Source organism: Modestobacter marinus (assembly GCF_019799945.1).
Classification (GTDB): Bacteria; Actinomycetota; Actinomycetes; order Mycobacteriales; family Geodermatophilaceae; genus Modestobacter; species Modestobacter marinus_B.
The window spans coordinates 106,603-117,556 of sequence record NZ_JABGCH010000016.1 but is presented as its reverse complement, the minus strand read 5'-3'; the positions used below and the strand labels follow the sequence as shown (position 1 = coordinate 117,556).

The 10,954-nt window shown below is 72.7% G+C and carries 9 protein-coding genes, 1 tRNA gene and 2 pseudogenes; 3 read left to right on the top strand and 9 right to left on the bottom strand.

All coding sequences use genetic code 11. From position 1 onward, the window contains the following. Positions 1–98: 98 nt before the first annotated feature. Together HK417_RS14520 and HK417_RS14515 are read right to left on the bottom strand one after the other, a co-directional pair. Complete coding sequence (locus HK417_RS14520) at positions 99–1,328, bottom strand: epoxide hydrolase family protein (RefSeq protein WP_439957926.1); 1,230 nt, start codon at positions 1,326–1,328, stop codon at positions 99–101. Positions 1,329–1,724: 396 nt separating this feature from the next. Beyond that, positions 1,725–1,961 (bottom strand): annotated as a pseudogene (locus HK417_RS14515) (dihydrodipicolinate reductase C-terminal domain-containing protein); the annotation flags it as partial. A 17-nt stretch (positions 1,962–1,978) separates the two neighbouring features. On the opposite strand from HK417_RS14515, the pseudogene HK417_RS25445 reads away from it, so the two are divergent. Together HK417_RS25445 and HK417_RS14510 are read left to right on the top strand one after the other, a co-directional pair. Then, positions 1,979–2,125 (top strand): annotated as a pseudogene (locus tag HK417_RS25445) (helix-turn-helix transcriptional regulator); the annotation flags it as partial. 85 nt (positions 2,126–2,210) lie between these two features. Further along, positions 2,211–3,308 carry a tyrosine-type recombinase/integrase gene (locus tag HK417_RS14510; RefSeq protein WP_222267638.1) on the top strand — a complete coding sequence of 366 codons (1,098 nt, stop codon included), beginning with the start codon at positions 2,211–2,213 and terminating at the stop codon, positions 3,306–3,308. An 80-nt stretch (positions 3,309–3,388) separates the two neighbouring features. On the opposite strand, the gene HK417_RS14505 is transcribed toward HK417_RS14510, so the two are convergent. Further along, positions 3,389–3,462 (bottom strand) — tRNA-Ile (locus HK417_RS14505). A gap of 317 nt (positions 3,463–3,779) precedes the next feature. Here HK417_RS14505 and HK417_RS14500 point away from each other — a divergent pair. After that, on the top strand, positions 3,780–4,280 hold the full coding sequence (locus tag HK417_RS14500; protein ID WP_222267636.1) for a DUF3145 domain-containing protein: 501 nt from the start codon (positions 3,780–3,782) through the stop codon (positions 4,278–4,280). Positions 4,281–4,371: 91 nt separating this feature from the next. Here HK417_RS14500 and HK417_RS14495 read toward each other — a convergent pair whose 3' ends face one another. The 6 genes from HK417_RS14495 to HK417_RS14470 form a co-directional block, all read right to left on the bottom strand. After that, positions 4,372–5,787, bottom strand: coding sequence for an acyl-CoA carboxylase subunit beta (locus HK417_RS14495; RefSeq protein WP_439957925.1), 1,416 nt, complete (start codon positions 5,785–5,787; stop codon positions 4,372–4,374). Between the two features lie 46 nt (positions 5,788–5,833). Continuing rightward, positions 5,834–7,075 carry a beta-ketoacyl-[acyl-carrier-protein] synthase family protein gene (locus HK417_RS14490; RefSeq protein ID WP_222267634.1) on the bottom strand — a complete coding sequence of 414 codons (1,242 nt, stop codon included), beginning with the start codon at positions 7,073–7,075 and terminating at the stop codon, positions 5,834–5,836. Positions 7,076–7,133: 58 nt separating this feature from the next. Then, a complete protein-coding gene (locus HK417_RS14485; RefSeq protein ID WP_222267633.1) occupies positions 7,134–7,379 on the bottom strand; it encodes an acyl carrier protein in 246 nt (81 codons plus the stop codon). Positions 7,380–7,466: 87 nt separating this feature from the next. Then, positions 7,467–8,435 carry a beta-ketoacyl-ACP synthase III gene (locus HK417_RS14480; protein WP_222267631.1) on the bottom strand — a complete coding sequence of 323 codons (969 nt, stop codon included), beginning with the start codon at positions 8,433–8,435 and terminating at the stop codon, positions 7,467–7,469. Further along, positions 8,432–9,682: an acyltransferase domain-containing protein gene (locus tag HK417_RS14475; RefSeq protein ID WP_308123584.1), complete on the bottom strand. Its 1,251-nt coding sequence runs from the start codon at positions 9,680–9,682 to the stop codon at positions 8,432–8,434. Before HK417_RS14475 ends, HK417_RS14480 begins: the two co-directional genes overlap by 4 nt. 96 nt (positions 9,683–9,778) lie before the next feature. Next, positions 9,779–10,951, bottom strand: a complete 1,173-nt coding sequence (locus HK417_RS14470) for a PucR family transcriptional regulator (RefSeq protein WP_308123583.1) — start codon at positions 10,949–10,951, stop codon at positions 9,779–9,781. Positions 10,952–10,954 lie beyond the last annotated feature (3 nt).

The following is a 10,954-nucleotide window of genomic DNA, read 5'->3' as shown; positions in this document are numbered from 1 at the left end:
CGACGGGCGGCCGCGCCCCATTTTCAGCCCGGAACGGCACTCCCCGACAGGGGACAACCAGGACTTCAGGGACAACGGATCATGAAGCCGCGGGTCGGTCAGGAGCTACGCGGTTCAGGCACCTGGGCCTTGCGCAGAGATCTCAAGCCCGCGCGCACCTCTTCTGTGAAGAGGTCCGGCTGCTCCCATGCGGCGAAGTGCCCGCCCACGGGCAGCCGGTTGTAGTGGATGAGGTTGGGATAGGCCTGCTCTGCCCAACTCCGCGGCACCTGATAGAGCTCGTCAGGAAAGACGCTCACCGCTACCGGAACGGAGACGCCCTTCGGGCCGAAGAAGGACAACTTGTTTTCCCAATAGAGACGTCCCGAAGAGACCCCCGTGTTCGTCAACCAGTAGTGGGTGATGTTGTCGAGCACGTCGTCTCGGGTAAGGCCCTCGTGCTGACCGTCGAAGACACGGGCGATCAGCGCCATACTGGTCGAGTCGTGGTCGAGCATCCAGGCGGCCAGGCCGACGGGTGAATCCGCAAGTCCGTAGAGCGTCTGCGGGTGGGTCCCCAGCTCAAGTGCATAGGCAACGTCCGTCTCCCAGAAGCCCTTCAGCTTCTCGTAGAGGCGTGTTTCATCGTCATCAAGACCGGACGGCGGCGGGCCGCCCGACACGACCGCCGCTGTGACGTCGTCTCGAACAGCACCAGGGAAGTTGGTGTGGATGCCGATCAACCCCGTAGGTGCCTGTGCACCCATCAGATCAACTATTTGTCCGCCCCAATCGCCGCCCTGGGCGACGTAGCGGTCGTATCCGAGGCGCCTCATCAGCTCGGCCCAGGCACGCGCGATGCGCTCAGGGCCCCAGCCGGTGGTGGTCGGCTTGCCGGAGTAGCCGTAGCCGGGCATCGAGGGGACCACCACGTGGAAGGCGTCCGATGCCTGCCCACCATGGGCAGGGGGATCGGTTAGCGGCTCAATGATCTTCAGCTGCTCGACGATGGAGCCTGGCCACCCGTGGCAGACGATCAGCGGTAGCGCATCCTCGTGCGGGGACCGTGCGTGGAGGAAGTGGATGTCCAGTCCGTCGATCTCGGTCAGGAACTGCGGGAAGGAGTTGATTCGCGACTCGCACTTGCGCCAGTCGTACTCGCTGGCCCAGTAGTCCGCGAGCGCCCGCATGGTGGCGAGCCGTGGGCCCTGCGATTGATCAGGGACTGTCTCCTTCTCCGGCCAGCGCGTGGCCACGATGCGAGCACGTAGGTCCTCAAGGTCCGCCTCGGGAACTCGGATCATGAACGGGCGAATCCCACTTGCCGTCGTTTCTGCAACTGCAGTCATGGCTGGGTCTGCCTCTCAGTTTCGGAACTAAGGGAGGCCCCAGAGACCGGGCGTGACGCAGTCGCCCCGAACCAGCGCCGTCGGCGCGGTCAACGCATACCGGGGCGGTTCCACTGTTCTCGGACCTCGAGGTGACGCCAAGGTCGGAGTGCCCTCCCCTGCATGGCGTGGACGCTCTGTGATCGCGAAGACGCGTCGATGGCAGCAGATGCGAGCGACCACGCCGTGCAGCGGGCCGTCTTCAGCGGTGTGGGCAACAGGACGAGGACGAGTGTCCGCTGGTCCTGCCGACGGGCCACTGCTTGAACCACTCGGGCTGTCACAAGATGAGCCGTTCAGGACAGGAGGCGGCTGCAGAGACGCTTCGATCAACCTGGATGAGAGGCCGCTGCCCGCTCACCGGCCCGGTTCGGTGCGGTCGAACAGCAGCGAGTCCAGTCCACGGCGCACCCCGGGCGTCTCCCCCACTCTGCGGACGGCCAGCAACGTGCCACCGACGTAGGGATCCGGGGATTCGCCCGGATCGTGCCGCATGACCAGCCGCTCGCCGGTTCCGCCGAAGACAACCTCGGTGCTGACCACGAAGCTCGGCAGCCTCACTGAGTGGATGCGGGTACCGGCCACGTCAGCACCACGGGCCTCGACCGGGCCGTGCGCCGGTCGCCACCCTGCGGTACTGGCGCCACCTGGGCACCGGCCCGCGCAGCTTCCGCCTCGGCCGCCGCGTCCTGTACCGCACCGACGACCTCCACGCCTGGATCGCGCAACAGCACGCCCAGGCCCTCGACCGTCGATGAACGGGCGTCGTCCACGGGCGTGCCGGCCTCCCCAGAGACTCCAGACGGCGTTGACCCGGGGAGCCGTCGTGGGCACGGTCATCTGATGGCCGGCAGCATCACCGTGGACGTGCTCAGCGACGGCAGCAAGCGGTACCGGTCGCGGTACCGCGATGCTCGCGGGCGGCAGCACGAGAAGCGATTCATGCGCAAGGTCGACGCCCAACGATGGCTCGACGAGCAGACGTCGGCGATCGTCACGCAGACCTGGACGGCGCCGGAGCGGGGCCGGGTCACCGTCGATGCCTGGGCAGAGCAGTGGCTCGCCGCGCAGACCGGGCTGAAGCCCAGCACGCTCTACCGCTACCGGTCGCTGCTGCGCGTCCAGATCCTGCCGCGCTGGGGTCGGCACCGGCTGGCCGACGTCACCCATGCCGAGGTCGCCGCGTGGGTGGCCCAACTCGTCGCCGGCGGCCTCGCGCCGGCGACGGTGCGGCAGGCGCACCGCGTCCTCGCCCTCGTCCTGACCCTCGCCGTCCGCGACGGGCGCATCCCGCGCAACCCGGCATCCGGCGTGCCGCTGCCCAGGGCCCGGCGCGCCGATCCCCGGTTCCTCACCCGCACGGAGGTGGAGCGGCTGGCGGACGCGGCGGGGGAGTACGGCGACGTCGTCCGCCTGCTGGCGTACACCGGCCTCCGGTTCGGCGAGATGGCCGCCCTACGGGTCCGCCGGATCGATTTCCTCCGCAAGCGGCTCACCGTCGCCGAGAGCGCCACCGAGGTCGGCGGCAGCGTCGAGTACGGGGCGCCCAAGACGCACCAGCAGCGCACCGTGCCGATCCCGAGCATCCTCGTCGAGCCGCTGTCCCGCCGCTGTCAGGGCAAGGGCCCGGACGACCTCGTCCTGACCTCGCCGGGCGGCGCGGTGCTGCGCTCGGGCAACTTCCGGCGGCGGTTCTTCGACCCGGCGGCCATGGCCGCCGGGCTCGTGGACCTCAGCCCGCACGACCTCCGGCACACCGCCGCGAGCCTGCTGGTGGCCAGCGGCGCGAACGTCAAGGCGGTCCAGCGGATGCTCGGTCACGCCTCCGCGGCGATGACCCTCGACGTCTACTCCGGGCTCTTCGACGACGACCTCGGCGCCCTCGCCGACCGCATGGATCTCGCCCACGAGGTGTCCGTAACGAGACGTCACGGTGCGTAGTGTGGGCACCGTGTGGGCACGGGACCCTGTCGTCAAGATCGACGATCACGCAGCAGGCCGCTGACCTGCAGGAATACCGGTGGGGCGGGTGGGGCTCGAACCCACGACCCAGGGATTATGAGTCCCATGCTCTGACCGGCTGAGCTACCGCCCCGGTGCTCACGCTATCGGCTGGCCGTGCCCGGTCCGGGACCGGGCCGCCCCGCAGTGGGATGGACGGATGTCGCCCGGATCGTCCAGACGGATCGTTGATCATCGAGATGACCGGCGCGTTCTGGCGCCACGCTGGACACCGTCCGTCACAGGCGTCTCATCAGCACCGACCCGCACTGGCGCGCTCGCGAAGTGATCGGGCAGACTGACGACGGCTCTGGGGAGAGCCGCACGCACCACCCGCCGCAGTACACAGCACGCCCATCACGACAGGTCCGTTGGGGAAGGCGAGACCAGTCGAGTCGATGGAGGTGCACCGTGCAGCGACGGTCAACACAGGGTGTCGTCTTCGTGCATGCGTGCCCGAAGGCGCTCTGCCAGCACGTCGAGTGGGCGCTCGAGCGCGTCGTCGGTGGGCCGGTGTCCTTGTCATGGGCTGAGCAGCCAGCGGCCCACGGGTCGTACCGTGCCGAGGTCGCCTGGACGGGCGCGCCCGGCACCGGGGCCCGGCTCGTCGCTGCCCTGAAGCAGTGGCCGATGCTGCGCTTCGAGGTGACCGAGGAGGCCAGCCACGGCAACGACGGCGAGCGGATGTCCTACGTGCCCGGGCACGGGGTGCACCGCTCGCCGGTGAGCGCCAACGGCGACCTGATCGTCACCGAGCAGCAGCTCCGTCACCTGGCCGCCACGTCCACCTCGGTGGAGGCGTTCCGCCACGGCGTCGACGCGCTGCTGGGTGCTGCCTGGGACGCCGACCTCGAGGCCTACCGCCACGCCGGCGACACCTCGCCGGTCACCTGGCTGCACCAGGTCGTCTGACGAAGGACCCCATCCGTCTCGCCTTCGGACGGGACCACCCGGACGCGCGAGCGGCCCGGCATCCCCTGGGGTGCCGGGCCGCCGCCGTACCTCAGAGCGGGATGTTGCCGTGCGCTCCGCGCCCGCTCGGCGCCGCGGCCAGCGCGGCCACCAGTCGGCGCTTGGTCTCGCTCGGGTCGACGACGTCGTCCACGACCCCGATCTCCCGCGCCCGGTTCACCCCACCTGCGATCCGCTCGTGCTCGGCGGCCAGCTGGGCGTGCAGCGCCTCGCGCTCCCCGGGCGGGACGGCGGCGAGCTTCTTGCGGTGCAGGATGCCGACGGCGGCCTTCGCCCCCATGACGGCGACCTCGGCACCCGGCCAGGCGAACACCGCGGTGGCCCCCAGCGACCGGGCGTTCATCGCGATGTACGCCCCGCCGTAGGACTTGCGGGTCACCAGCGTCACCCGCGGCACCACGGCCTCGGCGAAGGCGTGCAGCAGCTTCGCGCCGCGCCGGACCACGCCGTCCCACTCCTGGCCTACCCCGGGCAGGTAGCCGGGGACGTCCACGACGACGACCAGCGGCACGCCGAACGCGTCGCACATCCGGACGAACCGGGAGGCCTTCTCCGCCGACGCTGCGTCCAGGCAGCCGCCCAGCCGCAGTGGGTTGTTCGCGATCACGCCCACGGTGCGCCCGGCCAGCCGGCCGAGCGTGGTCACGATGTTCGGCGCGAACCGGGGCTGCAGCTCCACCGACGGGCCGTCGAGCAGGGCCGCCACCAGCGGCTTCACGTCGTAGGCGCGGTTGCTCCTCTCCGGCAGCAGCGCCCGGAGGTCGACCGGGCGCTCGTCGCGGGCCGGGGCGAACGAGCCCTGGGCGGCGAGCAGGCTCACCGTCGTCCGGGCTGTCTCCAGCGCCTCGGCCTCGCTGTCGGTCACCACGTGGACGACGCCGGATCGGCGGCCGTGGGTGTCCGGCCCGCCGAGGCTCTCCATGTCGACGGCCTCGCCGGTCACCGAGCGCACGACGTCCGGGCCGGTGACGAACACCCGGCCGGCCGGGCCCATGATCACGATGTCGGTGAGCGCCGGGCCGTAGGCCGCGCCGCCGGCGGCCGGCCCGAGGACGACGGACACCTGCGGCACCCGCCCGGAGGCCCGGACCATCGCGGCAAAGACCTCGCCGACCGCGTGCAGCGCGGTGACGCCCTCGGCCAGCCGCGCGCCGCCGGAGTGCCAGACGCCGATCACCGGCACCCGCTCCCGCAGCGCCGCGTCGATCGCGTCGACGATGTGCCGGCACCCGTCGATGCCCATCGCCCCGCCCATGATCGTGGCGTCGGTGCAGTAGGCGATCGCGGAGGAGCCGGCCACCGTGCCGCGGGCCGCCAGCACGCCGGAGGTGTCGCGGGCGGCGAGCAGCTGCAGCGAGCCGGGGTCGAAGAAGCGGGCCAGCCGGTCCTCGGGGTCGCGGGGGTCGACGGTCGGCGTCGCGGGGGGCGCGGTGGACAGGGTCGTCACGAGGAGCTCCTCACAGGGACGTGCCGGAAAGGGAGCGGGCTCCGACTCACGCCGTCGTGAAGACCAGGGCCATGTTGTGCCCGCCGAAGCCGAAGGAGTCGTTCAGCGCGGCGGAGAAGGTCGACTTGCGGGGCTCGCGCCGCACGATGTCCAGGGCCTGCACCGCGGGGTCGTCGTCCGGGTCGTCCAGGTTCGCGGTGGCCGGGACGACCTGGTCCCGGAGCGCGAGGATCGTGAACACCGACTCCAGGGCGCCGGCGGCGCCGAGCAGGTGCCCGGTCTGGCTCTTGGTCGCGGTGACCAGCGGGTGCTCGCCGATGCCGTGGCGGATCGCGTTGGCCTCGGCCGTGTCGCCGATCGGGGTCGAGGTGGCGTGCGCGTTCACGTGACCGATGTCGGCGGCGGTGAGGCCGGCGTCGCGGATGGCGGCGGCGATGGCCCGGCCCGCGCCCTCACCCTCGGGGTGCGGGGCGACCAGGTCGTAGCCGTCGGCGGTCGCGCCGGCACCGGCCAGCCGGGCGTACACCGTCGCGCCGCGGGCGGCGGCGGCGTCGGCGCGCTCCAGCACCAGGGCGGCGGCGCCCTCAGCGAGCACGAACCCGTCCCGGCCCTTGTCGAAGGGGCGGGAGGCGCGCTCGGGCTCGTCGTTGCGGGTGCTCATGGCGCGCATCGCGGCGAACCCGGCCATCGGCAGCGGGTGGACGCACGCCTCGGCGCCGCCGACCACCACCATGTCCGCGCGGTCGAAGCGGAGCAGGTCCAGCCCCCACCGGATCGCCTCGGCGCCGGACGCGCAGGCGCTGACCGGGGCGTGCACGCCGGCCTTGGCGCCGACGGCCAGGCCGACCGCGGCCGCCGGGCCGTTGGGCATGAGCATCGGGATGGTGAAGGGGGAGACCCGCTTGGGCCCCTTCTGCTCCAGGATGTCGTCCTGGTCGAGCAGGGTCACCGCGCCGCCGATGCCGGTGCCGAAGACCACGGCGATCCGCAGCGGGTCGACTCCGGAGTCCGCGCCCTTGGCGTCCCGCCAGGCCTCCTCGGCGGCGATCACGGCGACCTGCTGGCTGCGGTCCAGCCGGCGGGCGCGGACCCGGTCCAGCTGCTGCACCGGGTCGTTGGCCAGCCGGGCGACCAGCTGGGCGGGGAACTCCTTTGCCCAGTCGTCGGTGAGCCGGCTGACCCCCGACCGGCCGGCCAGCAGTGCCTCCCAGGTGGAGGCGACGTCACCACCGAGAGGCGTGGTGGCGCCGAGCCCGGTGACGACGACGTCGGCGGTGGGCGTGCTCATGACTTCCTCCTGGGACTGACTGGCCGGACGGCCGGGGGCTGTTGCGGGTCGGGCTGGGTCAGCCCTGGTTCTTCTCGATGTAGGAGATCGCGTCCCCGACGGTCTTGATGTTGCCCAGCTCGTCGTCGGGGATGGCCACGCCGAACTTGTCCTCGACGGCGGTGGCGATCTCGACCATCGACAGGGAGTCGACGTCCAGGTCATCGGTGAACGACTTCTCCGGGGTGGCGTCGGCGGGGGTGACGCCGGCGACCTCCTCCAGGATCTCGGCGACGCCTGCCTGGATCTCCTGGGTGCTGCTCACGCGTGGGGTCCTCTCTCTCGGATGGTGGCGCGGCCGGGGACCGCACCGTCGTCCGGGACGGGTGTCCCGGCTCGGTTCAGAGGTCTATCAGGGGAGGCGGATGACCTGCCCGGCGAAGGTCAGTCCGGCGCCGTACCCGAGCACCAGGGCCAGGTCGCCGGACTTGGCCTCACCGGACTCCAGCAGCGCGGTCAGCGCCAGCGGGATCGAGGCGGCGGAGGTGTTGCCGGACTGCACGATGTCCTTGGCGACGACGACGTCGTCGCGGAACCCGAGCTTCCTGGCCATCGACTCGATGATCCGCAGGTTGGCCTGGTGCGGCGCGAACACGTCGATGTCCCTCGGGCCGACGCCGGCCTTTTCCATCGCCTCGACCAGCGTCTCGGTGAGCCGGGTGGTGGCCCAGCGGTAGACCGCCTGGCCGGCCATGCTCATCGTGGAGCGGCCGGCGGCGATCTCGATGGCGCTGTACTGGTCGCCGTCGCTGCCCCAGGCGACCGGGCCGATGCCCGGCTCGTCGGAGGCGCCGAGCACGACCGCTCCCGCGCCGTCCGCGAAGATCACCGCGGTGGACCGGTCGGTCATGTCGGTGACGTCGGTGAGCCGCTCGACCCCGACGACCAGTGCGTTCCGCGCGCTGCCGGTGCGGATGGCGTCGTTGGCGACCCCGAGGGCGTAGCAGAACCCGGCGCAGCCGGCGTTGAGGTCGAACGCGCCCGGGCGGGGGATGCCCAGGCGGTGGGCCACCTGCGGGCCGATGCCCGGGATCGGCACCCGGAGGCTGGCGCTGGCCAGCACGACCATGTCCACCTGGTCGGCGGCCAGGCCGCTGGCGGCCATCGCCTTGCCGCCGGCCGCGACGGACATCTCCACCAGCGACTCGTCCTCCGACGCCCAGCGGCGTTCGGCGATGCCGACGCGGGTGCGGATCCACTCGTCGTTGGTGTCCATCACGGTCTCGAGCTCGGCGTTGGTGACCCGCCGCCGGGGGCGGTAGCCGCCGATGCCGAGGATCTGCGCGCCGGGTGCGCCCTGGCGCAGCTGGATCGATGTCACTCCGAGACCTCCGGGTAGAGACGGGCAAGGGGATCGCCGGCGTCGACGCGGTCGCCCTCCGCGACCAGCCACTCGGCGAGGACGCCGTCGTAGCCGGCCGAGACGCGGACCTCCTCGCGGCGGCTGTGCACCGTGCCGAGCGGGGTGCCGGCCGGGAGACGGGTGCCCTCGGCGATGTCCGCCGGGCTGACGGTGCCGCGGGCGGGGGAGACGACGACCCTCCAGTCGGGCTGGTGCTCGGCCTCGGCACGGCCGCGCTCGGCGGCGATGAGCTCGCGGGCCCGGTCGAGGTCGGCAGGGCCGGCGAGGGCGAGCACCTCGATGTCGGCGCCCTTCCACTCACGCTTGGCCAGGCCGGACAGCGCGCCGGCCGGGGGCAGCTCGACGGCGGCGGTGACGCCGAGGTCGCGCAGCGTGGACAGGCAGGCGTCGAAGCGGACCGGGCTGGTGACCTGGGTGACCAGCCGGGACAGCGTCTCGGCGCCGCTGGGGACGGCGGCCCCGTCGGCGTTGGACAGCAGCAGCCGGCTCGGGTCGGCCGGGGTGATGCCGCCGACGAGGGCCTCCAGCTCCGCCCGGGCCGGGGCCATGTACGCGGTGTGGAAGGCGCCGGCCACCGACAGCGGCATGATCCGCGCCTTGGTCGGCGGCTTGGCCTTGAGCGCGGCCAGCGCGTCGAGGGAGCCGGCGGCGACGACCTGCCCGCCGCCGTTCATGTTCGCCGGGGTCAGGCCGAACCGCTCGATCGCGGCCAGCACCTCGTCGGGCTCGCCGCCGAGGACGGCGGACATCCCGGTGGGGGTGAGGGCGCAGGCGCGGGCCATCGCCCGGCCGCGGACGGCGGTCAGCGCGATCGCCGCCTCGATCGACAGCACCCCGGCCAGCGCGGCGGCGGTCAGCTCGCCGACGCTGTGCCCGGTGATGACGACGTCCCGCCCGGACTGCGGCGTGTGCGGGACGGGGCCGGGCAGGCCGCCGAGCTCCCGGGCGACGAACAGGCTCATCGCGACGACCAGCGGCTGGGTGACCGCGGTGTCCTTGATGGCCTCGGCGTCGCCGGTCGTGCCGAGCTCGAGGAGGTCGGCGTCGGCGATCGCGCCGGCCCAGCGGAAGAAGGACTCGGCGCCGGGGAGCTCCAACCAAGGGGTGAGCATCCCGGGCTTCTGGGCACCCTGTCCGGGGGCGAGGACGGCCAGCACGTGTTCACCGTGCCAGTCCGACCGCTCCGGCGCGGTGGTGGTGGCCACGAAGAACACCGACGGACTTTTGGAGGGTTCCTACAAGTTAGGGGTCTTCAGGCCCAGTTCAACCCGTGTGTCGGTGTGCAAAGCCACAAGGCGGACTCAGTGCCACAGCGAGCGGTCGCCGTCCAGCCCGGTCAGCGCGAGAGCCAGTTGCAGCGTCCAGGCCCCCCGCGGATCGGTCGCGGAGCAGCCGGTGAGCTCGGTGGCGCGCTTGAGCCGGTAGCGCACGGTGTTGGTGTGCACGAACAGCGCCCGGGCGCTGGCCTCCAGGTTGCCGCCGTTGCCCAGGACCGTGCGCACCGTCTCGACCAGCCCGCCGCCGGCGTTGTGCAGGGGCAACGCGACCTGCTCGGCGAGCGCCGCGCGGGCGACCGGGTCGCCGTCCAGTGCGCGCTCGGGGAGCAGGTCCTCGGAGTCGACCGGCCGAGGCGCGTCCGGCCAGGCGGGGGCCGCGTGCAGCCCGGCCAGCGCGGCGGTGGCCGACTCCCCGGCGTGGGCGAGCGAGTCGACCTGCGGGCCGACGACGACGGGACCCGGGCCGAACTCCCGGGACACCCGACCGGCGACCGCGCGGAGCGCGTCGACCCCGCCGAGGACGACGACGAGCTTGTCGGCGTGCACCCCCACGAGCACCTCGCTGCGCATCGAGCGGGCGGCCCGGCGGACCGCGGCGCGGGAGTCCTGCTCGCCCGGCGGTGCCGATCCCACCAGCACGATCACCGGGCCGGTCGTGGCCCAGCCCAGGGCGGCCATCCGCCCGGGGAGCTCCTCGGAGCGGTCCCCGCGCACCAGGGCGTCGACGACCAGCGCCTCCAGCCGGGCGTCCCAGGCGCCGCGGTCCTCGGCGAAGCTCGCGTACACGTGCGCGGTGGCGAAGGCGACCTCGCGGCTGAACTGCAGGACGGTCAGGCGGAGGGTGTCGGCGTCCCCCGGCTCGGCGACCTGCTCGACCCGGTCCTCCACGACCTCGACGGTCACCTTGATCAGGTCGACGGTCTGCTTGAGCGGAACGGCCCGGACCAGCTCGCGCGGGGCGGCGCCGAAGACGTCCCCGGTCAGCCTGGGCAGCCGGCCGGGGTGGCGGCACCAGTCGACCAGCGAGGCGATGCCGGCCTGGGCCACGAGGGTCACCCAGGAGCGCTGGTCGGCGGGCATCAGCCGGAACCAGGGCAGCTCGTCGTCCATCCGGGCGACGGCCTGGGTGGCCAGCGCCCCGGAGGCGCGCTCCAGCCGGCGCAGCGTCGCCTCCGACGGGCCCGTGCCGACCTCCACCTG

Bases quoted from the DNA above. Each gene is read 5' to 3' on its own strand.
- HK417_RS14490 (WP_222267634.1), bottom strand. From the start codon at position 7,075: ATGAGCACGCCCACCGCCGACGTCGTCGTCACCGGGCTCGGCGCCACC.
- HK417_RS14510 (WP_222267638.1), top strand. From the start codon at position 2,211: ATGGCCGGCAGCATCACCGTGGACGTGCTCAGCGACGGCAGCAAGCGG.
- HK417_RS14520 (WP_439957926.1), bottom strand. From the start codon at position 1,328: ATGACTGCAGTTGCAGAAACGACGGCAAGTGGGATTCGCCCGTTCATG.